At 60.0% G+C, this 24,637-nt stretch carries 16 protein-coding genes and 1 tRNA gene; 10 read left to right on the forward strand and 7 right to left on the reverse strand.

Annotation, left to right across the window (positions count from 1 at the left end; translation table 11 throughout):
- From Q9S52_RS02970 to Q9S52_RS02985, 4 genes are all read left to right on the forward strand, one after another.
- The coding region (locus Q9S52_RS02970) for a hypothetical protein (protein WP_304708114.1) at window positions 1-333 on the forward strand (333 nt) is incomplete at its 5' end.
- A 205-nt stretch (window positions 334-538) separates the two neighbouring features.
- Window positions 539-2,437 (forward strand): methylmalonyl-CoA mutase family protein, encoded by a 1,899-nt coding sequence (locus Q9S52_RS02975; RefSeq protein WP_297830231.1) that lies wholly within the window; start codon window positions 539-541, stop codon window positions 2,435-2,437.
- Between the two features lie 422 nt (window positions 2,438-2,859).
- A complete protein-coding gene (scpA, locus tag Q9S52_RS02980) occupies window positions 2,860-5,016 on the forward strand; it encodes a methylmalonyl-CoA mutase (RefSeq protein ID WP_294593079.1) in 2,157 nt (718 codons plus the stop codon).
- 201 nt (window positions 5,017-5,217) lie between these two features.
- A tRNA-Arg gene (locus Q9S52_RS02985) sits at window positions 5,218-5,289 on the forward strand.
- A gap of 1,109 nt (window positions 5,290-6,398) precedes the next feature.
- On the opposite strand, the gene Q9S52_RS02990 is transcribed toward Q9S52_RS02985, so the two are convergent.
- The 5 genes from Q9S52_RS02990 to Q9S52_RS03010 all read right to left on the reverse strand — a co-directional run bounded on the left by Q9S52_RS02990 (window position 6,399) and on the right by Q9S52_RS03010 (window position 12,966).
- Entirely contained in the window at window positions 6,399-6,551 is a 153-nt protein-coding gene (locus Q9S52_RS02990; RefSeq protein ID WP_300828708.1) for a hypothetical protein, read from the reverse strand.
- A 378-nt stretch (window positions 6,552-6,929) separates the two neighbouring features.
- Window positions 6,930-8,699 (reverse strand): phosphoethanolamine transferase, encoded by a 1,770-nt coding sequence (locus tag Q9S52_RS02995; RefSeq protein WP_304708115.1) that lies wholly within the window; start codon window positions 8,697-8,699, stop codon window positions 6,930-6,932.
- On the reverse strand, window positions 8,686-9,924 hold the full coding sequence (locus Q9S52_RS03000; protein ID WP_297625862.1) for a BamA/TamA family outer membrane protein: 1,239 nt from the start codon (window positions 9,922-9,924) through the stop codon (window positions 8,686-8,688). The genes Q9S52_RS02995 and Q9S52_RS03000 overlap by 14 nt, the downstream gene beginning before the upstream one ends.
- A gap of 38 nt (window positions 9,925-9,962) precedes the next feature.
- Entirely contained in the window at window positions 9,963-10,928 is a 966-nt protein-coding gene (locus Q9S52_RS03005; RefSeq protein WP_304708116.1) for a PCMD domain-containing protein, read from the reverse strand.
- A gap of 1,210 nt (window positions 10,929-12,138) precedes the next feature.
- Entirely contained in the window at window positions 12,139-12,966 is an 828-nt protein-coding gene (locus Q9S52_RS03010; RefSeq protein ID WP_304708117.1) for a hypothetical protein, read from the reverse strand.
- 140 nt (window positions 12,967-13,106) lie between these two features.
- Here Q9S52_RS03010 and Q9S52_RS03015 point away from each other — a divergent pair, with 140 nt between their 5' ends.
- The 4 genes from Q9S52_RS03015 (at window position 13,107) to Q9S52_RS03030 (ending at window position 18,532) form a co-directional block, all read left to right on the forward strand.
- A complete protein-coding gene (locus Q9S52_RS03015; RefSeq protein WP_304708118.1) occupies window positions 13,107-14,024 on the forward strand; it encodes a dihydrodipicolinate synthase family protein in 918 nt (305 codons plus the stop codon).
- 870 nt (window positions 14,025-14,894) lie between these two features.
- On the forward strand, window positions 14,895-16,085 hold the full coding sequence (locus tag Q9S52_RS03020; protein WP_304708119.1) for an AGE family epimerase/isomerase: 1,191 nt from the start codon (window positions 14,895-14,897) through the stop codon (window positions 16,083-16,085).
- The gene (locus tag Q9S52_RS03025; RefSeq protein ID WP_304708120.1) at window positions 16,060-17,169 is read left to right on the forward strand and encodes a kelch repeat-containing protein; all 1,110 of its coding nucleotides are present in this window, start codon (window positions 16,060-16,062) and stop codon (window positions 17,167-17,169) included. The genes Q9S52_RS03020 and Q9S52_RS03025 overlap by 26 nt, the downstream gene beginning before the upstream one ends.
- Before the next feature lie 196 nt (window positions 17,170-17,365).
- Window positions 17,366-18,532 carry an MFS transporter gene (locus Q9S52_RS03030; protein WP_370648987.1) on the forward strand — a complete coding sequence of 389 codons (1,167 nt, stop codon included), beginning with the start codon at window positions 17,366-17,368 and terminating at the stop codon, window positions 18,530-18,532.
- 280 nt (window positions 18,533-18,812) lie between these two features.
- On the opposite strand, the gene Q9S52_RS03035 is transcribed toward Q9S52_RS03030, so the two are convergent.
- Both Q9S52_RS03035 and Q9S52_RS03040 read right to left on the reverse strand, forming a co-directional pair.
- Entirely contained in the window at window positions 18,813-19,736 is a 924-nt protein-coding gene (locus tag Q9S52_RS03035; RefSeq protein ID WP_294593634.1) for a mechanosensitive ion channel family protein, read from the reverse strand.
- A gap of 592 nt (window positions 19,737-20,328) precedes the next feature.
- On the reverse strand, window positions 20,329-21,084 hold the full coding sequence (locus tag Q9S52_RS03040) for an ion channel (RefSeq protein WP_300726977.1): 756 nt from the start codon (window positions 21,082-21,084) through the stop codon (window positions 20,329-20,331).
- A gap of 142 nt (window positions 21,085-21,226) precedes the next feature.
- Between Q9S52_RS03040 and Q9S52_RS03045 the strand changes: the two genes are divergently transcribed.
- Together Q9S52_RS03045 and Q9S52_RS03050 are read left to right on the forward strand one after the other, a co-directional pair.
- Entirely contained in the window at window positions 21,227-22,021 is a 795-nt protein-coding gene (locus Q9S52_RS03045) for a Cof-type HAD-IIB family hydrolase (protein ID WP_304708122.1), read from the forward strand.
- 136 nt (window positions 22,022-22,157) lie between these two features.
- Complete coding sequence (locus Q9S52_RS03050) at window positions 22,158-24,488, forward strand: family 20 glycosylhydrolase (protein ID WP_370648984.1); 2,331 nt, start codon at window positions 22,158-22,160, stop codon at window positions 24,486-24,488.
- The last annotated feature ends 149 nt before the right edge of the window (window positions 24,489-24,637 follow it).

The raw sequence follows: 24,637 nt of genomic DNA on the forward strand, positions 1-24,637 counted from the left end.
GCCGCCTCTACCCCTATTCTCTGTCCGCGCGCTGGCGGAAATCTTATTCAAACGCAAATCATGCGTTTGAATGATTTCCTATTTCAGCAGTCGCGCGCGGGTCGAGCTTTGACCCGCCTCGAACTGTTCTCGTTGGCTTCGCCTTCCTCCTCGCCGCTCGGCAATTTGCAAACTGCGTTTGCATTGCACTCGCTGGCAGCGTCGGTTGTGAACAAAGAGAACCAGAAAAACTTTAGACGGATGCTTACGCATCCTCAAGCTGTGTTAGCCCAAATCACTGCGCCTGTTTCTGTCGTCCTGCCCGGGTCGCTTTCCGCCGGCGCACGAGATTAAGACGCAGGGCGCTACGAAAGTTTAATCGATTGTTGATAAATTTTTTCCCGACCGATGCTTTTCGGCATGAAAAATTGTGCCCGAAAGCGGTTTTTGGAAATAAACTTTTAACTTTGTATGAACCTGTTAGCGGATTCACACACCGCATGGCTTGCCTCCCGGCGCCCGGTGTCGCGACGAATAACAAACCAATACACTACAACACATGGCTGAAGAAAAGGCTAAACAGCTGATGGCCGAATTCCCTCCCGTTACCACCGCGGAGTGGGAAGAGGTCATCGCCAAAGACCTGAAAGGCGCCGACCGCACCAAAAAACTGGTGTGGCGCACGATGGAGGGTTTCTCGGTGGAACCTTATTATCGGGCCGAAAACCTTGCGGAGCTGAAACACCTCGGCACCCGGCCGGGCGAGTTTCCGTATGTCCGGGGAGTCAAGGGCGACAACGACTGGCGCGTGAGGCAGACGATCGAGGTCGGAGACGATGTGGCGGCGGCCAATCGGACGGCGCACGACGTGCTGATGAAAGGGGTCGACTCGCTCGGCTTTGTCATTAAAAACAAAGAATTTTCGGCGGCTGACCTCGATACTTTGCTGAACGGAATCTCCATTACGGCGGTCGAACTCGCGTTCGGCGGCTGTGGGGTCTATCGGGCGGCGGAGCTGTTTTTGGATAAAATCGTGGCCGAAAAGCTCGATCCGGAACAGGTCTTTGCCGTCTTCGGAATCGACCCGCTCATGAAGCTCTCGAAAAAGGGCAGTTGGGGATGTGCCGCGCCGGACGGGGACAAACGCTTCGCACGTATTCAGGAGCTGCTCGACAAGGCACCGCAGTATAAACGCATCAGACTCGTCACGGTGCACGGGACGCTGTTCCACGACTGCGGGGCGTCGATCGTCCAGGAGCTGGCTTTCGCGCTCGCGATGGGGCACGAGTATGTGGTGCGGATGACCGACCGGGGGATGGATGTCGACCGGGTGGCGCCGGCCATCAAGTTCGACTTCGCGGTGGGGACGAACTACTTTATGGAGATTGCCAAACTGCGCGCGGCGAGGTTGCTGTGGGCGAACATCATGAAACCGTACAACCCGAAGCGGGGATGCTCTTCCAAACTGCGGGCGCATATCCGCACGTCGGCGTGGAACCAGACGGTCTACGACCCGTATGTCAACATGCTCCGCGGGACGACGGAGGCGATGAGCGCGGCGATCGGAGGGGTGGACTCGATCGAGGTCTTGCCGTTCGATCATGCGTACGAAAAACCGACGGAGTTCAGCTCGCGGATTGCGCGCAATGTGCAGCTCCTCTTGAAAGAGGAGTCGCATTTCGACCAGGTGACGGACCCGGCGGCGGGCTCTTATTATATAGAGGAGCTCACGGCGTCGATCGCACAGGAGGCGTGGAAGCTCTTCCTCGCGGTCGAGGAGTTGGGGGGGTACACCGCTGCGTTTGAAAAGGGGTTCGTTCAGGAGCAGGTCGAAACCACTGCCAACAAACGTGACCAGAATATCGCTACGCGGCGCGAAATTCTTCTGGGGACGAACCAGTATCCGAATTTCAACGAGAAGGCGCCGGCGGAAATCACCGAAGAGACGGTGACCCGGGGGATGAAGCGGTGCAATTGCGGTTGCAAACACGGCGACAGGGAGCCGGAGTATCGGCCGCTGAAACCGTATCGCGGGGCGATGGCGTTCGAGGCGATGCGGCTCCGCACGGATCGCAGCGGAAAGACGCCGAAGGCGTTTATGCTGACGTGCGGTAGCTTGGCGATGGCTCGGGCTCGGGCGCAGTTCGCCTGCAATTTCTTTGCCTGTGCGGGGATCGAGGTGATGGACAATACGTTCTTCCAGACGGTGGCGGAGGGGGTTGCGGCGGCGAAGGCGTCGGGGGCGCAGATCGTGGTGGTCTGCTCGTCGGACGACGATTATGCGACGCTGGCGCCGGAGGTCTTCGAGGCGTTCCGGAATTCGGGGGTGATCGTGGTGGTGGCGGGGGCGCCGGCGTGCCAGCCGGAGCTCGAAGCGGCGGGCATCTCGCACTTCATCAGTGTCCGGAGCAATGTCCTCGAAACGCTCGAAAACTATCAACGCGAATTGGGTATTTAATCGTTCGTTTCGTTTGTTCTTTAGTACAGGAGGGAATTGAGGCAGAGGCAAGTTAGCGATACGTAGTATCGCTCCGTCCCGCCGGGGTCACCCGGACGCCGCCCGCGTAGGGCAGTTCTGTCCGGCACAAAGCTCGACAGTCGCCCGCCCGCCTAAAAGGGCATATTCTGCCGATTGGCGGTGAGCCAATTCGGCAAGAATTGCCGCGGGCGACTGAAAAACGCTTTGACAAGCCCGCGCGCCTTACGCGATTCATTCTATTTCGGCTGTCGCCGAAACAGTTGAATCGCTCTTTAAGGCGTCGGCGCGCGGTCGAGCTTCGACTGCCCTCGGGCCGGGCGGGCCCCACGTCCCGTGGACGGGAAATGCTTCGCATTTCTGCGGCAGCCTCTAACCACTTGTAAACGAAAAAATCAACACACATGAGAGCTAAATTTTCAGAAATAGATTACACCCCGGCAGCCCAGGCCGGAGCCGGCAACAGTTGCGGATGCGCCTCGAAGAAAGAGTGCGGCGGGGCGCCCGTGTGGATGACCCCCGAACATATCGCCGTCAAAGGGACTTACACCGCCGACGACCTCCTCGGGATGGAACATTTGAATTACGCCGCAGGGATCGCGCCTTACTTGCGAGGGCCTTATTCCACCATGTACGTCATGCGGCCGTGGACCATCCGGCAGTACGCCGGGTTCTCCACCGCGGCGGAGTCCAACGCTTTCTATCGCCGGAATCTGGCAGCGGGGCAGAAAGGGCTTTCCGTCGCTTTCGACCTGGCCACGCACCGGGGATACGATGCCGACCATCCGCGCGTGGTGGGGGACGTGGGGAAGGCAGGTGTGTCGATTTGTTCGGTCGAAGATATGAAAGTCCTCTTCGACGGGATTCCGCTCGACAAGATGTCCGTTTCGATGACCATGAACGGCGCCGTGCTGCCCGTGCTGGCTTTCTACATCGTGGCAGGGTTGGAACAGGGATGCACCCTCGACCAGCTCAGCGGGACGATCCAGAACGACATCCTGAAGGAATTCATGGTGCGGAACACCTATATTTACCCGCCAGAGTTCTCGATGCGCATTATCGCGGATATCTTCGAATACACCTCGAAGCACATGCCGAAGTTCAACTCGATCTCGATCTCGGGATATCATATGCAGGAAGCGGGGGCGACGGCCGATATCGAGATGGCGTATACGCTGGCCGACGGGCTGGAATACCTCCGCACCGGCGTTAATGCCGGGATGGACATCGACTCGTTCGCGCCGCGGTTGTCGTTCTTCTGGGCCATCGGGATGAACCACTTCATGGAGATCGCCAAGATGCGCGCCGCGCGGATGCTGTGGGCCAAGATCGTGAGCCGGTTCAATCCGAAAAATCCGAAGTCGCTGGCGTTGCGTACCCACTCGCAGACCTCTGGATGGTCATTGACGGAACAGGATCCGTTCAACAACGTGGCCCGGACGGCGATCGAGGCGATGGCGGCGGCGTTGGGGCATACCCAGTCGCTGCACACCAATGCGCTCGACGAGGCGATCGCGCTGCCGACGGACTTCTCGGCGCGGATTGCGCGGAATACGCAGATTTACATTCAGGAGGAGACCAATGTCTGCCGGAGTGTCGATCCGTGGGCCGGTTCGTACTACGTGGAGGCCTTGACGAATCAGATTATGAACAAGGCGTGGGCGTTGATCGAGGAGGTCGAGTCGCTCGGCGGGATGGCCAAGGCGATCGAAACCGGCGTGCCGAAGATGCGGATCGAAGAGGCGGCGGCACGGACGCAGGCCCGGATCGACTCGGGAGAACAGACCATTGTGGGGCTGAACAAGTATCGCTTGGAAAAGGAAGACCCGATCGACATCCTGGCGGTGGACAACACGGCGGTGCGCGAGTCGCAGGTAAAACGGTTGCAGGAGCTGCGCGCCAATCGCGATCAGGCGGCGGTGGATCGTGCGCTGGCGGCGATTACGGAGTGTGTGCGGACGAAGCAGGGGAACCTGCTCGAACTGGCGATCGAAGCGGCCAAGGTGCGGGCGTCGCTGGGCGAAATCTCGGATGCCTGCGAGGCGGTCGTGGGACGCTACAATGCGGTGATCCGCTCTATTTCAGGTGTTTATTCGGCAGAAGTGAAAGACGACGACAAGTTCGCAAAGGCCAAGGAGCTGTGCGAACGATTTGCAAAACAGGAGGGGCGTCAGCCTCGGATTATGATCGCCAAACTGGGGCAGGACGGCCACGACCGGGGAGCAAAGGTGGTGACGACGGGGTATGCGGATATCGGCTTCGACGTGGATATGGGGCCGTTGTTCCAGACGCCGGAAGAGGCGGCCAAACAGGCGGTCGAAAACGATGTCCACGTGGTCGGCGTTTCGTCGCTGGCGGCGGGGCACAAGACGCTGGTGCCGCAGATTGTGGCCGAACTCAAAAAGCTGGGACGGGAGGATATCGTGGTGATCGTGGGCGGGGTGATTCCGCATCAGGATTACGACTACCTCTACCAGAACGGTGCTGCTGCGATTTTCGGGCCGGGGACGCCGGTGACGGATGCGGCGATCAAGATCCTCGAAATCTTGCTGGAAGATTAGCAGCCTGAGCTTTTGGAGCTCTGTAAGACGGGGCGGGTGCGGTCTCTTTGCGGGAGATTCGCACCCGATTCCTGTTTGGCGGGGTGCTTTTTTGTCTCCGGAAGCAAAAGGTTTTTTGGAAAAGGAAAAGAAAAGTGTATCTTTGCATCCGGAATGCGCGTCGCCGGGACGCTCGGGCGTTTCTGCAAACGCATCAGGCTCGGCTCCGTAGTTCAATGGATAGAATATCAGATTCCGGTTCTGACGATATGGGTTCGAATCCCGTCGGGGTCACGCATTCACAGGAAGTTCCGCCTCTCGTAATCGAGAGGCGGAACTTTTTTATTGTCTGTCGTGCGAGGTCAGTTGGTGGACAGGGCGAATTTGAGATTTGGGCGCGCGAACGAAGATTGGGCCGTCGGTAGCTTTGAGGATGCGTAAGCATCCGTCTAAAGTTTTTTCGGTTCCTTTTGTTCACAAAAGGAACAGTTCTATCCGGGGCAGTGACCAGACGCGCGCCCCGCCTAAAGGAGCGATTCAACTATTTCGGCTCACCGCCGAAATAGTTGAATCGCACAGGCGCGCGAAAACGCGGCGGAGCGAAAGCGGAGCCGCAGGGGCTGACACAGGGCGGAGAATTGGGGGCGAGTTTTGGGCCGTGCCGGGCCGAGCTTGGGGCTGAGATTTGGGCGGTGAGTTGGGTCTTGCTTTTGGCCGTGCTTTGGGCATTGCTCTTGCGACCCTTTAGGGTCGCGCAGTTCGCCGCCACCCCATGCGGCGGGCTGCAACTCGTTGAAGCTCGTTGCACTCACCGCTGGCGGCGCCCCCTCCCGCGCCGAGGACGAACTTGACAGAATATAGCGATAAAATGGGAACGGGCGTTGGGTTGATCTGTTGGCTGTGCTTCGGGGGAGTGGGCGACAAGCCGAACATGACAGAATGTGGTGATAAACGGGCGGTGGGGTGGGTGAAACTGTTGCGATCCTTTAGGGTCGCCGGGCCTGCGCGCTGGGCCTTCGGCCCACCCGGGGAGCGCGCAGCCCGAACCCGACAGAATTGGGCTGAACCTTTGGTCGTGGTTTGGGCTGATTTGTTGGTTGAGTTTCTGCGGCTCGCAGAGCCGCGCGGGCCGAACCTCTCCCCTCGGGAGGCCCGCAACACGCCGCTCGCGCGTCGAGAGTTGCCGTTCCTCCCGGGTGTCCGGCCCGCTTTGCTAAAGAGGAGTGAATTAGGGATTGCTTTCGCGGCCGGAGCCTGCGAGGCCCAGAGCAACGTTAGTTGCGGGCCTCCGCGGCGGGAGGCTTCGGCCCGCGCGGTTCTTCGAACCGCAGTAAACGCAAACAGGGTAGAGGCGGCCAGTTACTTGGGTTAGAGGCTGGCAGTAAAACGCCCTGTGGGCGCGTTTATTCCGAGAGGCAACGCAACTGAAAACCGAGGCCACGATTATTCACGTAACTGGGGTCGAGACCTGTCACCCCGGAACTCAGATATATTCCATTGCCATCGCTCACCGATGCCGACCAGCTGAATCCGGTGTTGCCGACATTGGTCATCATGCCGTTGGCTCTGTCGCGGGCGCCCGGTCATATGTCCGCCCAGTGCGGTTCAGCACCTCCAAAATCAGAATTACGGAAATAAAATATAAGCCCGGGTTCTAAGTCCCCAATCGGTTCCGGCGAAAGCTCTCTTCGCCCGTTTATTCCGAGAGGCAACGCAACCGAAAGCCGATGGCGCGGCCATACGAACTGCTGGAACTGAAGTCTCGCGAATAAAAATCCAGGCATATGCCACGGTACTGCTCGCTTGTGCCGTCACCTGAAGCTGACCAGCAGTACCCGCCGTTGCCGACGGAGAACAGTGTGCCCGGCTGTCCGTTATTTCCTGCGTCGCGGAAGCCCGGGGCGGGACGCTCGACACACGAAAGCAGGCCGAGATTACTCTAAACCCGCTGCTGAAAGTCGATCCCTCACCCGTTCGGCAGGAAACGCCAGGCCCATTCGGCGGAACATCGCGATGTCCTCTGCGCCGAGCCCGATCCGATCCAGCGTACGAGGCTTGTTGTGGTCGTTCAGGTAGTGCCGCGGAGTGACCGTGAAACGGGGAGAGGTCACGGCCAGCGAGTCGTTCCGCTGGGGCGTTTCGATGCCGCCCATCGAAAGCAGCGTGTGGAAAATCACGTTCGTCGTCATTGGCTTGTCGCGATGAGACTCCGCAGCGAGCCGGCTTTCCGGCCACTCGGCGTCGTAGGTCGGCGAGAGCCAAAGCACGCAAGGGATGTGCAGCTGGTAATAGGTCGGTCGCGGCGAGGCGTGCAGGAAAAGGCCCCGAGCGTCGTCGTACAGGTCTTCGCCGTGATCCGATGCGTAGAGCAGCCCTGAAGCGGTGTTCGGCAAGGTGCGCAGGTAGGAGATCAGCTCGGAGAGCAACTGGTCGGTCGCCCGGATCGAGTTGTCGTAGGCGTTGAGCAGCACCTCGCGATGATCGGGGCGCACATCGTCGTAGGAGGCCGGCAGAAAGTAGGCCGAGTCGGCCGGATAGCGCTCCTGGTAGTCGAAATGCGAACCGTAGGTGTGCAACACGAGGAAGGTCTTCCGAAACGATGTGTCGGCCAGCAGGCCGCTCACGCTCTGCAACAGCAGGTCGTCGTAGGGGTTATATGCCTCGCCGCGCGCCTGGGCGGCGGATTTCAGAAAGAGCGTGGTGTCGGCTTCGGCGCCGAAAAAGTCGATGAAGGAGTGGTTCTCCGACTGGTTCGAGAAGAAGGCGGTGCGGAAACCCGCTTCGCGAAAGGCGCTTAGGATACTCTTGCGGGTATAGAGGGTGCCGTAGTTCTCGGCCGAGGCGCTGCACAGCATGATCGGGACGCTCTTATGCGTGGCGTTCGCCTGGGTCAGCACGTCGCGGAAGCAGATCAGCCCCTCTTGTTCGGAGAGGCGGGGGTTCGTCTCGCGCGGATAGCCGTACAGCTGCCAGTTGAGCGCCCGCGAGGTCTCGCCGATCACCAGCACGTAGACCTCCCGGATGCTGTCCGGCCGTTCCGAAACTGCTCCGAAGCAGAAGTCGGCCGAGGTGAGGGGGTAGCGATCGCTTTTCTGCCACCGTTCGACGGCCAGACCCATATTATATCCGATGTTGAGGGGCCAGATGTCGAGTTTCGCCCGATATTCCGGATCCTGTAACCGGGCTCCGGCCATGGCGCCGATGCCGACCAGAAAGAGGATGCCGGAGCGAACGGCGTTCCGTCTCCGAAAGGTGGCCGAAAGCCGGGCGGGGAGGCGGATCGACAGGGTGGCCAGCACCAGAGCGGGGATGTAGAGCAGGAGTACGCCGACGATGGCCGGTTCCAGTTTGCCCAACAGTTCGAGCGCTTCGCCGGAGTTGGTGGTCGCGACGTTGAGGAACATGTCCACGGCGATGATCGAGTTGCCGAACAGATAGAGCAGTACGAGTTGGAAGGCGCCGAGGACGAGCAGCGGAAGGGTGCACCAGAACGGTGCGCCGGGTTTGGGGGCCACGGTCAGCAGGGCCATCCAGACGGCACCCGGAAGGAGTATCAGGGCGACTTTGCCGGGCCAGACGATCGGCTCGGTGCAGCACAAAAAGAGGTTCGGAACGAGCAGCACGCCGAGGAACACCCAGTAATAGGTGCGCTGGTCGGCGAAGCGGGCCCGGAGGCGTTGTATGAGGTCGCTAAAATGCTTCATTGATCTGGAAGAGGAACCCGCTCTGGCCTTTGCCGAAGCCGTAGTCGAGGCGGACGTTCACCCGGTTTTTGAATTCCCACCGGTAGCCGATCCCGTAGTTGGGCAGGGTGTGGCTCCAGCGGAAGGTTTTGAAATTCTTGTATACGTTCCCGGCGCCTACCCATACGGCCACTCCGTGGCGGTTGTAGATGTGCTGGCGCAGTTCGATCTGTATCTCGGTCAGGTTCCGGTCACGGTACTGGCCGTCGTAGTAGCCCCGCATGCGGTACGAACCGCCCATTTTGGCCATCATGGTCCACGGCACGTCGCCGTAGTTGTGCTGGGTGTGGAGGTCGAAGGCCAGCACGGCGCCTTTCCAGAGGCGTTGGTAGTAGTCCACAATCAGGTCGGTGCGGCCGTAGGTGCCGCTGTTGCCGAGCCATTTCGGATTGGCGTACTGCTCCAGACCGATGTACCACCCTTTGTAGGCGTTGGTCATGACGTCGCGGGTGTCGTAGTTCAGCACGAAACCGACGCCGATGCTGGTGACGTAGGGACTCTGCCCCGCCAATAGTCGGGGCTGTTCGAGCCGCAGGCCGTCCACGTGGTTGATGCTGGCGGTCGGCCCCAGATAGAGGTGGTCGGCGATGCGGAACTGAAAGTCGACCTTCAGTTGGTTCTGTTTCTGGGTGTATTTGCTTTTGTTGGCTTTGTCGGCGGCCATGTCGTAGCCGATGCCCCAGAAGTAGCTCGGGAACGAGAGGGTGTAGAGGGTGTAGTTGAGCCGGTACCGATCCCGAGGGAAGAGGTTGGAGCCCTGGATGCCGATGATGTAGAAGCCGGAGGTGGCTACCGAACCGAAGAGCGAGACGTTGGACGGCTGGGTCAGGGTGTCGCGGCGGTCCATCCGGTAGAGGCCCGAGGCGACGATGCCGAGTCCGAGCTGTACGTCGTTGGAGTAAAAGGGGCCGCCGATCACGCTGAAGTCGAATTTCTTCTGTTTTTTCACCTGATTGGATTCGGTGAAGAAGCGTTTGAAGCGTTCCCATCCGGTGGGACGGGCGGCGACGCTGTCCGGGGCGACGACGAGGGTGGTGTCGGCTGCGGAGGCGGCGAGGGTGTCGCGGAGGGGCGGGGCCGGTTCGCTCTGCGCCCGCAGGGGGCCTGCTGAAAACAGGCCCCACAGGACGAGCGGCGCGATAAGGTAACGAGCGCGCGGTCGGATATGCGGACGAGGGTGAAACATGGATCGGTCGAATGCGGGTCGGGTCTTTGCCGACAGGGTTAGTAGGCGAGTTTAATGTTGTCCACCCAGAGGCTGTTGCCGGGTGTTCCCACGTAGGCGCCGCCGTAGCTGGACGAGATCTGGAGGATCATGTGGGTCGGTTTTTCGTCGGGGGCGGCCCAGCCGGTCTCCTGGATCGGCACCATCCGGCCTTTGCTGTTCCGGCACCAGTGGGCGCGGTCGCCCGACATGAGGCCCATCTCGGGACGGAACTTCGGGTTGTGGGTGATGTCGCCGTAGAGGATGGGCATCGTGTGGCCGTTCACCCAGGCGGGGGTGTTCTGCCCGAACTGTTCGTTGAGGGTGCCGACGCGTTTGGCGTAGACGTTCCCTTCGGCGTCTTCCCACCGTACCTGGAGCAGCAGGATGGCATCGGCGTGGTCTTTGCCGGGAACGGAGTGTTGGGCGCTGAAGCCGGTGGCTTTGATGCGGTTCGGGGAGCCGTCGGTGTGGAATTTATAGTCCATCACGAGGGCTTTGGGCCGTTCAGTGAAGGGGATGCCTTGGTTCAGTTTGGCCATCGGGTTTTTGGTGTCTTTGATGGGTTCGATCACGTCGCCGAGGAAGATGCTGCCGGAGGCGAGGACAGTGATGTTGATCATGCCCATCACTTTGACGGTTTCGAGTCGGGTGTCGAGCCGGGCGCACCGACCGTTTCCGCGGGCTTCGGGGAAGACGGTGACGCTGCATTTGGTGATGCCGCTCACTTTGGCGAGCACGTTCGAGGTGCCCCACGGCGAGTGGGGGTTGCGGTGGTAGGGCTGGTCGCCGCGCAGGGTGTCGGTGGGGCCGATCTCGTATATGTAGCGGACTTCGCCGCCGATCACGCCCGATTCTTTCACTTCGCGCACGACCCATTGGTTGAAACTGCCGAAGGCGATGCCGGATGTTTTCTGACCCGAGGCCGACAGGGTGCCGAGTCCTGCCAGGCAGGCGGCGAACAGGGGTGTCAGGATGCTTTTCATAACTTACCTCCCTTTCTTCTCTTTTTTCTTGCTGGTGGCCGGCGACGTGGGCGGCGGGTTGTCGTCCCGTTTTCGGGCGGTAGTAATTCCACGAAGTTAGGGTATTATTACTAAACCGCTGTGTATGTCTCCGGTTTTGAGGTCAAACTAAACAAATTTAGTTCCGTTTTTCCCAGTCCTGGGGTGATTCTCTTGTCGGGGGCTCGATAAAAATGCCGGAATACCTGATTTTTTCATGTATTCCGGCGCTTTCGAAAAAATCTAAAATATCTCGTTTCCTGAACTTTTTTCTTGGTTGCTGGAGTGAACTGTTCTCTTTGTGAACAAAGAGAACCAGAAAAACTTTCGACGGATGCTAACGCATCCTCCCGCTGCCGACGGCCCAAATCTCGGTTTGTTCTTCGGGCTGGGGTTTTCCGGCGCGGGCGCATTAGGGTAATACCTACATTATATGCGCCCCGCCAAGGAAACCCCAGCCCGACAAATTCACGAAGACTGAGGACTGCGGAGCGTAAGGCGTAGCGTAGCTATCATGAAAGTCTTTTGGGTACCTTTTCTTCAGAAAAGGTACGGTTCCGTCCGGCACAAAGAATAAGAACAGGAGCTGGATTTTGGATTTTTATGTTTGCCTCAACGGTATCCGGCGGCGAGCATCAGCGCGATGAGCAACAGGAGGACAAGGGCTGTGAAGAGGCAGCCCTTTTTTCTTTCCCGGGCACGAGACATTTTGGTCATGGTCGTGGGTTCGTTGGCCGAGCCTCCGCCTCACCTGGCGGCCCGTATGGTCGTTGGGGAATGAAAAAAGCGTGAGGCTGCCCGATTCGTTTACCCATGTTCAGGAGGCTCTGGAATGCCCGTGCAAGTGAGTAAACGCAGACAGCCCACGCCCATATCGATAGACGAAAAAACGCGGTGCGCAAGTATGCGTGTGCCGGGTTCTCGAAACAGATACAAGACGTGAGCGCCTACGTTACTTCCCTCCTTGCCACATTGAATTTTCCAGATTCCTGAACGAGGGGAAGTAAGTTTGGAACGCTTCTTTATTATGTTCCGCTCGGACAGGGCGTGCGGAACGCGCCTGTTCGAGCTTCTAATTTTTTCCGAGGACAAAGATACGACATTTCGCGGTGTTCCGGGGATCTGGTGCGCCCGAAATGGTGTTGTCGCGGAGGGCGGCCGGATGATGCGGTCTCTGATGTGTGGGGGAGGGTCAGAAAAGGGATTCGCTGTCGCTGACGACAATCAGGGTTTCGCCGGTCGCAAAGGAGGAGGCGATTTCGTCGCTGCCCCGTACGATGGTGCATTTGGTCACTTCGTCGCCCATGACCTCTTTGACGCGCAGTTTGCCGATCTGTTCGCGGGCGATGGCTCCTTCGCCCATGTCGGTCTCGCGGTAGACGAGGAAAAGGTCTTTGCGCTGGACGCCGATCGAATGCCCGCTATGGATGTAGAGCTCTTTCAGCCGTCCTTTGGCGTCGGCGGGAGCGAGGCGCAGGATGCGGGTCTCGAACCGGAAACGGCGGTCGATATAGAAGAGGAGGCTGTAAGGCAGGCTGGCAAAGGCGCGGGTGTCGGCCTCTTCGGCCGTGGCGCCGGAGCCGGAGAGGCGGAACTCTTCGGGAGCGATTTCCCGGTCGTTCCGGAGGTCGTAACCGGTGAGAACCAGCCGCATGGCGGTGGTAAACCGGGGTTTGTCACCGACGATCTCGCGACGGAAGAGGTAGTCGCTCACCTGACCCGAAATCACGTACCGGGCGCCGGTCGTCCGGAGGAGAATCTCGCGGTCGGCGGTGCTGCGGGATGCGGATAGGGACGGGAGGGTCTGGGCGTCGATCACCTGATGCCGGCCCCGGTCGGTGAAAGCGCGGCCGACCTGCTTGCGCAGGTTCTCCACGTAGGGGACGGGGACGTCTCGCGTGTGGTCGAAACGGTCGATCAGGACGGTCTCTTTCTCCTGTGCGGCAGCGGGACGAAAGAGGCTGCTCAGCAGACAGCAGAGGCCGACGGCGGAAAGGCGGGGGAAGAAATGTCGATTCATGGGATGAAGAGGTTCTTTTTGTCAAATATAACTTTTTTCTGCGGAAGGGTGTTGGAGGATTTTGCTTTTTGGGTATCTTTGGAGAGTGTGGCGGGGCGAATGGGCAATCATTTCTTACAATCAACGATATTCGAAACAAGATGGAAAAAATCAAGGGGCTTATTGATGCGCCGTTCACGCCGTTCGGGCCGAACGGGGATGTGAATCTCGAGCCGATTCCGACTTATGCGGCGATGCTGGCCAAAAACGGACTCCGCGGGGTCTTTATCAACGGTTCGTCGGGCGAGGGGTATATGCTGACGGAGGAGGAGCGGATGCGGCTGGCGGAGGCGTGGATGGAGGCGGCACCGGCGGATTTCAAGGTGATCGTGCATGTGGGGAGCACGTGTGTGCGGCAGAGTTTCCGGCTGGCGCAGCATGCGCAGCGGATCGGGGCGTGGGGGATCGGGGCGATGGCGCCGCCGTTCCCGAAGGTAGGGCGGATCGAGGAGCTGGTGAAATATTGCGAGGAGATTGCGGCGGGGGCACCGGAGCTGCCGTTCTATTTCTACCACATTCCGGCGTTCAATGGGGCGTATCTGCCGATGGTGGAGTTTCTGGCGGCGGTGGACGGCCGGATACCGAACTTCGCGGGGATCAAGTACACGTATGAGAGTCTGTACGAGTACAATCAGTGTCGGCTCTACAAGGACGGGAAGTTCGACATGTTGCACGGGCAGGACGAGACGATTCTGCCGTGTCTGGCGATGGGAGGTGCGCAAGGGGGGATCGGCGGGACGACGAACTACAACGGGCGCGAGCTGGTGGGGATTCTGGAGGCTTGGCAGGCGGGGGATTTGGAGCTGGCGCGCGAACGGCAGAATTTCTCCCAGGAGGTGATTAATGTGATTTGTCGCTACCGGGGGAATATCGTGGGGGGGAAGCGGATCATGAAGCTCATCGGGCTGGATTTAGGGCCGAACCGGACGCCGTTCCGCAACATCACGCCGGAGGAAGAGGCGGCGATGAAGCGGGAGCTGGAGGCGATCGGCTTCTTCGAACGCTGCAACCGTTTCTGACGGGGTTTGCGGGGACACGCGGCCCGAGGGTCGTTTCATCCTGTGGGGTAGAGGCTGCCCCTTCCGAGTGCCGGAAGGCACCGCCCGCCCGCGCAGGGCAGTTTTAGACGGGACAAAGCTCGACCGCGCGCCCCGCCTAAAGGAGCGATTCAATCATTTCGGCGGTTAGCCGAAATGATTGAATCGCGCAAGGCGCGCGAAAACGCGGCGGAGCGAAAGCGGAGCCGCAGTGAGGCTGACACGGGGCGGAGAACTGGGCTGTGTTTTGGGCCGAGAGCGAATAGCGCGATTCCATGAGGAATCGCCGTCCTCGGCGAGGGCGACGCATTAGCGGCGCGGGGGAGGCGCGCCGAGGACGAATGGGCCGAGCTTTTGCGACCCTTTAGGGTCGCGCAGTTCGCCGCCACCCCGCGCGGCGGACTGCAACTCGTCGGGGCTCGTTGCACTCACCGCTGGCGGCGAACAACTTTAAAAGAGACGAATGGGCCGTGCTCTTGCGGTTCGAAGAACCGCGCGGGCCGGACACCTCCCCTCGGGAGGCCCGCAAACTCACGGTGTTCGTTGCGTTCCTCCCGGGCGTCCGACCGCATTGGAGTTGTACGTACCGGCTAGTATTCGCGTGCTGCGCGTCCCCGTTTATTCCGAGAGGCAACGCAACTGAAAACCGAAACCACGACCATACGCACTGTTGGGATAAAGCCATGTCGTACTGAAATGCAGATGTCTGCCGTCGGTATTGTAGATGGAAGCCATCCAGAGTGAAGCCCGGCAGCCGACGGTCACCGGATCGCCCGAATCCGCGTAGCGGTAGCCCGGGGCGGGCTCATTTAAAACACGAAACAGAACGTTTGAATCTACACACAAACCAACATGGACAAACAGACCTATTTGTCGCACTGGGCGGCGCAGTATAAAGCCGACCTGACCGAAAATATACTGCCTTTCTGGCTCGAAAACGGGCTCGACAGGAAAAACGGCGGGATCTTTACCGCACTGGATCGCGACGGAGCTTTGATGGACACCGACAAATCTGTCTGGTTCCAGGGGCGGTTCGCTTTCGTGTGCGCTTTCGCCTACAACCGCATCGAACGCAACCCCGAGTGGCTCGCGGCGGCGAAATCCACCATCGACTTTATTGAAAAATACTGTATCGATACCGACGGTCATATGTTTTTCGAAGTGACCGCGGAAGGGGTGCCGGTGCGGAAGCGGCGGTACCTCTTTTCGGAGTGCTTTGCCGCTATCGCGATGTCGGAGTACTCGATTGCGTCGGGAGATAAGGCCTATGGACAAAAGGCGCTCGACCTGTTCAAACGGATCCTGCATATGAGCTCGACCCCGGGATTTCTGGAGCCGAAGTTCCGGGAGGGGTTCGTGGGGAAGGGTCATTCGCTGACGATGATCCTGATCAACACGGCGTCGAGGATACGGGCGGCGGTCGGAGACGATCCGGTGCTGGCGGAGCAGATCGAACGGTCGATTACTGAAATCCGCAACGACTTTATGCACCCGGAGTTCAAGGCTCTCTTGGAGACGGTGGGGCCGAACGGCGAGTTTCTCGACTCGATGGCCGGGCGGGTTATTAACCCGGGGCACTGCATTGAGACGGCGTGGTTCCTGCTCGAAGAGGCGCGGTTTCGGGGGTGGGATAAATCGCTGACCGACACGGCGCTGACGATCCTCGACTGGTCGTGGGAGTGGGGATGGGACGAGGCTTACGGCGGGATCATCAATTTCCGCGACTGCAAGGGCTTCCCGGCGCAGGACTATTCGCAGGATATGAAGTTCTGGTGGCCCCAGACGGAGGCGATTATCGCGACGCTCTATGCCTACCTGGCGACGCGGGACGAGAAGTACCTGCGGATGCACCGCATGATCAGCGAGTACACGTACGGACACTTTCCGGACGTGCAGTTCGGCGAGTGGTACGGCTACCTGCATCGCGACGGGACGGTGGCGCAGCCGGCCAAGGGGAATATGTTCAAGGGGCCGTTCCACATTCCGCGCATGATGATTCAGTCTTATACGTTGTGTCATGAAATTCTCGACCTGCTGGCTTAGTCTGCTGCTGGGGCTGGCGGCGATGGGGTGCGCCGGCTCTTCCGACGGAGGGGAGTGGGTGCGGTTGTTGCCGGTAGATTCGGACGGGAGCTATGGGTATGGGGTGTCGGCGCCGTTTATCGGGACTTTGCCGGACGGGAGGGTTGTGGTGGCGGGGGGCTGCAATTTTCCGGAGGTGCCGGCGGCGGAGGGGGGAACTAAGCGGTACTATGACGATATTTATGTCTGGGATACCGTGGCGGAGGCTTGGCGGCCGGGTGGGAGGTTGCCGCAGGCGTTGGCCTACGGGGCATGTGCTTCGACGCCGGAGGGGATTTTTTGTGCAGGAGGGACGGACTCGTTGGGGCGGTTGACGAACGAAGCGTATCTGCTGACTTCCGACGGCTTAAAGACGTTGGCTTCATTGCCGGAGCCGCTGGACAATTGTGCGGGGGCGTACCTGGAAGGGAGGTGCTATGTGGTGGGCGATCGGTCGTTCTATGTCTATGATTTTCAGTCGAATGCTTGGCAGGTGGGGCCGTTGCGGCCGGGGGCGGAGCGGCGGGTGCAGCCGGTGGTGGTGGCTCAGGCGGGACGGGTGTGGCTCTTCGGGGGGTATGATCCGGAGGGGGCGGAGTCGGTCTTTTCGGAGGGATATGTTTATGATCCGGCTACTGAAACGTGGCGAACTGTTGCGGGGCCGGTGGATGCGGAAGGGGAGCCGCTGTTGGCGGCGGGAGGTGCGGGAGTGGCATGGGGGGCGGATTCGATCGTCTGCTTCGGCGGGGTGAACGCGGCGGTCTTCACGGAGGCGTTGGATCGGGCGTGGGCGCTGGCGGTTGCGCCCGAGAACGATAGTCTGCGGCGAGTGCAGCGGGCTTATATGGAGCAGGAGCCGGGGTGGTATCGGTTCAACGACCAGGTGTTGATTTTCGACACGGCGGCGGAGCGGTGGTCGGTCTCTTTTGAGCGTGCGCCGCAGGGTGCACGGGCGGGAGCGGGGGCGACGCCGATGCGGTGGGGGACTTCTCCGGGTGTCTTGTTGTTCAACGGGGAGCTGAAGCCGGGGATCAGGACGCCGGAGGTGTGGCTGTGGCGACCGTGACGGACGGCGGGGCCGGTGGCTGTCGGTGGGGAGTTTTTGCCGATAAAAAACTCGAAAACCAAACTCTTTTCACGATATGAATACATTCGACACCGGAGGAGCGGCACAACGTTCGCGGATCTATCCGTGGGTGGTGGTGGGTTTGCTGTGGGGCGTGGCTTTGCTCAATTACATGGACCGGCAGATGCTCTCGACCATGCGCGATGCGATGCAGGTCGATATCGCGGAGTTGCGTTCGGCAGCCAATTTCGGTCGCCTGATGGCGATTTTCCTTTGGATATACGGTTTCGTCAGCCCGGTGGCAGGGGCGGTGGCCGATCGGATCAGCCGGAAGTGGCTCATTGTGGGCAGTCTGTTCGTCTGGTCGGCGGTGACGTTCGGCATGGGGTATGCCGAGACGTTCGGACAGCTCTATGCGCTGCGGGCGGTGATGGGGGTCAGCGAGGCGCTCTATATTCCGGCGGGGCTGGCGATGATTGCGGACTGGCATCGCGACCGGTCGAGGTCGCTGGCGGTGGGGATTCACATGACGGGGCTCTATACGGGACAGGCGATCGGCGGATTCGGCGCGACGGTGGCGGCGGCCTTTACGTGGCACACGACGTTCCACTGGTTCGGGGTCATCGGGATGGTCTATGCCTTGGTGCTGGTGCTCTGCCTGCACGAGAACCGCGAGGCGGTGGTTGCGCGGCGGTTGAATCGCGAGGCGGTCAGGGGCGAGGAGAGTGTTGCGGGGCGGTTCCGGGCGTTGCTCAAGGGTTTCGGGCTGCTGTTTTCGAATGTGGCGTTCTGGGCGATTCTGTTCTATTTTGCGGCGCCGAGTCTGCCGGGGTGGGCCACTAAGAACTGGTTGCCGACGCTCTTCTCGGACAGTCTCGGAATCTCGATGGACAAGGCGGGGCCGATTGCGACGATCACGATTGCCGTATCGTCGTTCGTGGGGGTGATCGTCGGGGGGATTCTCTCCGATCGGTGGGTGCGGTGGAACTTACGGGGGCGGGTCTACACGGGTGCGATCGGGCTCGGGATGACGATTCCGTCGCTGCTTCTGCTGGGCTTCAGCCATAGTCTGGCGGGAATTGTCGGGGCGGGGTTGTTGTTCGGGGTGGGGTATGGTATTTTCGATGCCAATAACATGCCGATTCTCTGTCAATTCGTTTCGGATCGTTACCGGGCGACGGCGTATGGTATTATGAATATGACGGGGGTCTTTGCGGGGGCGGCGGTGACAAGCATACTGGGGCGATGGACGGACGGGGGAAATTTGGGGATGGGTTTTGCGTGGCTCAGTGTGATCGTGGCGGCGGCGATCGCTATCCAGCTCCGTTTCCTGCGTCCGAAGACGGACAACATGGTGGACTGAGGCGGACACGAGGCGATTGGTCGCCGATAGTTTTGTGCCGTTTGGTTTATTTGGGTTAGACCCGGCCAAAGCATCTCGTAGTGATGCGCTCAAACAAAGGGTTGGGGTATGAGGCTGCTCCAAAAGAAATTTAGTGAACACCGACCGGGCAAGCCCGTGTTTAGTCCGTCACCGGCAAGATGTCAGCGACGGGAAGAGGGGCTGCCGAGATCGCAACAGCGCCCTGTTTCATCCGAAGATGAAACAGGGCGCTGTTTTGTTTAAAATTCTGCTCGGCAGGCTATTTCGTCTCGTCTTTGTGGAGGTGTACGTCCATTTGCGGGAACGGAATGTTCAGGCCGCGTTCGGTAAAGGTCTTGTAGACCCGCTCGTTCAGGTCGAAATAGACGTTCCAATATTCGCCCGATTCGACCCACGCCCGCACGACGATGTTCACCGAGCTGTCTGCCAGCGCCGTCAACGCAACGAACGGTGCCGGATCTTTCGCCACCCGTTCGTCGGCCTCCAGCAGCTCCAGCAGCACCCCGCGCGCCACATCGTAATTGTCGCCGTAAGCGATGCCGAATGTCCAGTCCACCCGCCGTCGCGACTCGCGCGAGTAGTTGTTGATGATCCCCGTCGAAACCGGCCCGTTCGGCAGCAGGATCGTCTTGTTGTCCGCCGTGTTCAGCAGGGTGTGGATCAACTGAATCTCTTTGACTGTCCCGCTCTGACCCTGGGCTTCGATGAAGTCGCCCACGCGGAACGGACGGAAAAGCAGAATCATCACCCCGCCCGCAAAGTTCTGCAAGGTGCCGCTCAGAGCCATACCGATCGCCAAGCCGGCCGAGGCGAAGAGGGCGATGAACGAGGTGGTGTCGATCCCCAGAATGCCGATCGTGATGATGATCAGGAAAAGCATCATCGTGATCGTCACCAAACTGATCAGAAAGGCTCGCAACGATACGTCCACGTTCCGCCGCGTCATAATCCGATCCATCATCTTCCGGACGCGCCGGATCAGCCACCGGCCGACCCAGAAAATCACCAGCGCGATCACGATCTTCAGGGCGATCGAGACGGCTCCGTTGGCGACGGTTTTGAAGAGGTCCTGGGCCGACATGCTCGACAGGTTCTCCATCCATTGACTGAACGAGGATTTCACGCTGTCGGCCTTTTCGATCACGATCGGATCGGTCATCAGTTGGGTAAAAAACGGAATCATATCGAAATTGGTTTATATTTCTGAAAACGAATTGTTTGGGTCGTAATGGATTGTTGAGGCGGCCACGCTTGTACTGCGTGCTTTGTCTCTCTGTAAAGGTAGCTATACTTTTTCGTTTTTTCCTAATTTTGACTTGCTGCTTGATTTTTGATTCGCATACCGATGTCGAAACCGGCCCGCTTACAGGGGTGTGCTTTTGTGATTCGGGTCGAAGCCTGCGGGGCCTAGAGCAACGTTAGTTGCGGGCCTCCGCTGGGGGAGGCTTCGGCCCGGGCGGTTCTTCGAACCGCAGAGTGCAAATGGGGTAGAGGCTATCGGTTACTTAGGGTAGTTCCAGGCCATTGCCCACCGCGGGCACGCGGCGTTTATTCCGAGAGGCAACGCAACGGAAGACCGTAAGCTCGATGACCAGCGTTGGTCGCACCGAGTGCTTGCATATGGAACCACAAGAAACGGCCAAAGATGTCAGAGACTGACAAGTTCCAGCTATAGCCGCTGTTCCCTCCGCCGCTTAGTATACCCGAAATGTGACTGCGGTAGCCCGGGGCGGGGCTTTCCGCCATGTCGGGGCAGGCACGAAGGCGCTCCAATGTCAGACGTGCCCCTGTTTCTGTTCAGCCTGTCCCGCGGAATCCCCGGTCGGGGTGGAGGCCTGATGCCCGGCAGCTTGCGAACGGCTATTGACCACCCGATCCGTGATGTAGACCGTGAAAATCGGGAGCATCATCATGCCCGCAGCGGCCAGAAAAACCGAAAGAATCTTTCCCACCGGCGTCACCGCCACGATGTTCGACCCGACCGTCGTCAAATCCATCGTCGCCCACCACAACGCATCCGAATAGGTCTTCACATCCGGATTGAGCCCCCGTTCCGCCACGAAAAAGATCAGACTCGTAAAGTAAGTCGTCGCCGTCAGGATAGCCAGGTACGAAACCATCAGACTCGTCGCGCTCCGGTGGGTGAACCAGCGGGTGATCACCACCAGCCCGTAGCCCCCGCGCAGCAACGGCACGAACCCCAACAGGTAGTGCAGCTCGTGCGGAATGTTCCACTGCGCATAGTGGACGATGTTCAGAAACGGGATCGAGAACAACAGCAACAGGAAATTGTGCTTCACGAAGCGGCCTTTGCGCGGAGCGATGACCCACCGAACCAGAAAGTCGAGGATGAAAATCGAACAGACGACCAATTGGATCGTGAGGGTCATCGGACTGTCCGGCCGGTAGCGGTCGACCGTCAGGATGTTGTACGACAGCGACGCGATGATCGCCAGCGAACCCAGCAGAACAAGAATGTTGAGCCAGTCGATGATGCGTTTATCAACCGGAGTGAGTCGGATATCTTTCATAACGGACGACGATGCGTTTATTTCTGTCCTCAGCCGCAAAAACAGTGCCATCGGACAGCGGCGTAAGCGGTGAAATTGCGGGCCCGGACGGCGGATAATTCCGAAACGAGCCGTAATTTTGCGGTGCGATCGACAGCCTCTTATGATAAAAGCCCTCTTTTTCGACATCGACGGCACGCTGGTCAGCTTCCGCGACCATGCGGTGCCGGTCTCGACCCGGCGCGCACTCGAACAGCTCCGGCAGCGCGGCGTGAAACTTTTTATCGCTTCGGGACGTCACCCTTCTGATATCTTTCCCGTTTGCGATTTCCCGTTCGACGGCTATGTCGCTCTGAACGGCGGATACTGTCTGGCCGGACGCGACGAGGTGGTCTTCCGGCGGGCGATCCCCGAGGAGGATGTCGAACGGCTGATCCGGTGGCAGCAGGGGCCTGACGCGTTCGCCTGCGTGCTGGCCGGCGAGCACGAGATGTGTCTGAACTTCGTCGATGAGCGGGTCGAGCGGATCCGGAAACTGGTCAGGACGTCGCAGCCCGCCCGGCTCGTCTCGGCGGAGGAGTGGAGCGAGGCGGCCCGACGGGGAGTCTTGCAGCTGATCGCCTTTTTCAGCCCGGAGGAGGAGCCGCGGCTGATGCGGGAGGTGTTGCCGGGCTGTCGGCCCATGCGGTGGAATCCGCTCTTCGCCGATGTCGTACCGGCGGGGGTGGACAAGGCCGAGGGGATCGACCGGCTGCTGGCCCGGTTCGGCATCGGGCTCGACGAGACGATGGCCTTCGGCGACGGCGGCAACGACATCCCGATGTTGCGCCATGTGGGGACGGGGGTGGCGATGGGCAATGCCGACGGGGCGGTGAAAGCGGAGGCGGACTATGTGACGACGTCGGTGGACGAGGAGGGGATTGCCCGGGCTTTGCGTCATTTCGGGCTGATCGACTGAGCGGAGAGGGGCCCGGCGGGCGGAAACCGTAGGGGCCGATGGCGGGTTTACGGTTCGAAATTCCTATCTTTGTCTTCCGAGGGCTCTTTTCGGGGCCGTTTCTGTGAAATACCAACTAAAAACCAATACTCTTTCTATGATCTCGATTCATCGATTGTTGAAAACGACGCTGCTCGCCGGTCTCTTTACGGCCTGTGCGTCGGGTACCGTTCAGCGGGCCGACTATCAGGTTATTCCGTTGCCGCAGCAGGTGGCCGGGGTGCAGGGGGCCGATTTCCGGCTCGACAAAAATGCGAAGATTCTCTATCCGGAGAATAACGAAGCACTGAAGCGGAACGCAGAATTCCTGGCCGAATACGTCGGTCAGATGACGGGGCTCCGGTTGCAGACGGCACCGGGGACGGGAACGGATGCGCGGGGGAATATCGTGCTCGCGACGGGGCTCGCGGCGGAGAATCCCGAGGCGTACCGCCTTCAGGTGACGGCCGACGGGGTGACCATTACGGGAGCTTCCGAGGCGGGTGTCTTCTACGGGATCCAGACGCTCCGCAAGGCGTTGCCGGTGACCGACGGGGCGGCGCTGCTGCCGCAGGTCGAGATCAACGACTGGCCGCGGTTCGGATACCGCGGGGCGCATCTCGACGTGAGCCGCCATTTCATCGGGGTCGACTCGGTGAAACGGTTCATCGACATGTTGGCGCTGCACAATATGAACCGCTTCCACTGGCACCTGACGGACGACCAGGGGTGGCGCATCGAGATTCGCAAACACCCGCGCCTCACGGAGGTGGGCTCGGTGCGCAAGGCGACGGTCGTGGGACACAACACGGGCGTTTACGACAGTGTGCCGCACTCCGGGTTCTATACGCAGGACGAGGCGCGCGAAATCGTGGCCTATGCGGCTGAACGTCACATCACGGTGATTCCGGAGATCGACCTGCCGGGGCACATGCTGGCGGCGCTGACGGCCTATCCGCAGCTGGGCTGCACGGGCGGACCGTACGAGGTGTGGGGACAGTGGGGCGTGGCGGACGATGTGCTGTGCGCGGGGAACGACTCCACGTTGCGGTTTATCGAAGATGTGCTGGCCGAGGTGGTCGAAATCTTCCCGAGCGAATATATCCATGTCGGCGGGGACGAGTGTCCGAAGGTGCGCTGGAAGGCTTGTCCGAAATGCCAGGCGCGCATCAAGGCGCTGGGCATCAAGGGGGATGCGAAACATACGGCTGAGGAGTATTTGCAGAGTTTCGTCATCAACCACGCCGAAAAGTTCCTGAACGCCCGCGGGCGGCAGATCATCGGCTGGGACGAGACGCTCGAAGGGGGGCTGGCGCCGAATGCCACGGTGATGAGCTGGCGCGGCGTCGAGGGCGGTATCGAGGCGGCCCGGCAGGGGCACCAGGCGATCATGACGCCGACGACTTACCTCTACTTCGACTACTACCAGAGCAAGGATGTCGACCGGGAACCGATGGCGATCGGCGGGTATGTGCCGGTCGAAATGGTCTACAACTACGAACCGGTGTCGCCGACGCTCTCGCCGGAGGAGGCGAAGTATATCATCGGGGTGCAGGCCAACCTCTGGACGGAGTATATTCCGAATTTCCGGCAGGTGGAGTACATGGAGCTGCCGCGGATGGCGGCGCTGGCCGAAATCCAGTGGAGCGATCCGACGCAGAAGAATTACGAGCTCTTCCTGGCGCGGCTGCCGAAACTGGTGCGGATTTACGACCTGTTGGGGTATAACTATGCGACGCATGTCTTCGACGTGAATGTCTCGTTCCTGCCGAATCCGGCGGAAGGGGTGCTCGACGTGGCGATGTTCGCGATCGACAGCGCGGATATCCACTACACGCTGGACGGCAGCGAACCGACGGCTTCGTCGCCGAAGTATACCGACACGCTGAAGATCGACCGGCCGGGGACGCTCAAGGCGGTGGTGATCCGTCCGACGGGGGCCAGCCGGGTGTTTACCGAAGAGATCGCTTTCAACAAGGCGAGCGTGAAGCCGATCACGATGCTCCAGCCGATCAACAAGCAGTATGAATATGCCGGTGCGGGGACGCTGGTGGACGGTCTGCGGGGGAACGGCAACTACAAGACGGGGCGGTGGATCGCCTTCTGGAAGAACGACATGGAGGCGGTGATCGACCTCCTGCAACCGACCGAAATCTCGCGGGCGCAGATCGAAACGTGCGTGGTGAAGGGGGACTGGGTGTTCGACGCGCGCTATTTCGGCGTGGAGGTGTCGGACGACGGCGTGACGTACCGGAAAGTGGCCGAAGCGGAGTATCCGGTGTTGGGACAGAAGGATCGGGACGGCATTTACGAACATGAATTGACGTTCGATCCGGTGACGACGCGGTATGTGAAGATCGTCGTGAAGCCGGAGCACAGTATGCCGGAGTGGCATCCGGGCAAGAACAGTCCGGCGTTCGTCTTCATCGACGAGATCAGTCTGAATTAGCGCGATTCGTCGCGGGCCTGATAGCAGAAGGGCGATTCCGAACCGGTTCGGAATCGCCCTTCGTGGCATATGGAGGTATTTGGGTTTGGTTGCCGTGGCAGGGGTGTTAACTTGCTTAGGGTAGAGGCTGCCCTTATTTTTTAGGGTAG

Origin of the sequence: uncultured Rikenella sp., assembly GCF_948810725.1 — a bacterium.
Classification (GTDB): domain Bacteria; phylum Bacteroidota; class Bacteroidia; order Bacteroidales; family Rikenellaceae; genus Rikenella.

Bases quoted from the DNA above. Each gene is read 5' to 3' on its own strand.
- Q9S52_RS02975 (WP_297830231.1), top strand. From the start codon at position 539: ATGGCTGAAGAAAAGGCTAAACAGCTGATGGCCGAATTCCCTCCCGTT.
- scpA (WP_294593079.1), top strand. From the start codon at position 2,860: ATGAGAGCTAAATTTTCAGAAATAGATTACACCCCGGCAGCCCAGGCC.
- Q9S52_RS02990 (WP_300828708.1), bottom strand. From the start codon at position 6,551: ATGATGACCAATGTCGGCAACACCGGATTCAGCTGGTCGGCATCGGTG.
- Q9S52_RS02995 (WP_304708115.1), bottom strand. From the start codon at position 8,699: ATGAAGCATTTTAGCGACCTCATACAACGCCTCCGGGCCCGCTTCGCC.
- Q9S52_RS03000 (WP_297625862.1), bottom strand. From the start codon at position 9,924: ATGTTTCACCCTCGTCCGCATATCCGACCGCGCGCTCGTTACCTTATC.
- Q9S52_RS03005 (WP_304708116.1), bottom strand. From the start codon at position 10,928: ATGAAAAGCATCCTGACACCCCTGTTCGCCGCCTGCCTGGCAGGACTC.
- Q9S52_RS03010 (WP_304708117.1), bottom strand. From the start codon at position 12,966: ATGAATCGACATTTCTTCCCCCGCCTTTCCGCCGTCGGCCTCTGCTGT.
- Q9S52_RS03015 (WP_304708118.1), top strand. From the start codon at position 13,107: ATGGAAAAAATCAAGGGGCTTATTGATGCGCCGTTCACGCCGTTCGGG.
- Q9S52_RS03020 (WP_304708119.1), top strand. From the start codon at position 14,895: ATGGACAAACAGACCTATTTGTCGCACTGGGCGGCGCAGTATAAAGCC.
- Q9S52_RS03025 (WP_304708120.1), top strand. From the start codon at position 16,060: ATGAAATTCTCGACCTGCTGGCTTAGTCTGCTGCTGGGGCTGGCGGCG.
- Q9S52_RS03030 (WP_370648987.1), top strand. From the start codon at position 17,366: ATGCGCGATGCGATGCAGGTCGATATCGCGGAGTTGCGTTCGGCAGCC.
- Q9S52_RS03035 (WP_294593634.1), bottom strand. From the start codon at position 19,736: ATGATTCCGTTTTTTACCCAACTGATGACCGATCCGATCGTGATCGAA.
- Q9S52_RS03040 (WP_300726977.1), bottom strand. From the start codon at position 21,084: ATGAAAGATATCCGACTCACTCCGGTTGATAAACGCATCATCGACTGG.
- Q9S52_RS03045 (WP_304708122.1), top strand. From the start codon at position 21,227: ATGATAAAAGCCCTCTTTTTCGACATCGACGGCACGCTGGTCAGCTTC.
- Q9S52_RS03050 (WP_370648984.1), top strand. From the start codon at position 22,158: ATGATCTCGATTCATCGATTGTTGAAAACGACGCTGCTCGCCGGTCTC.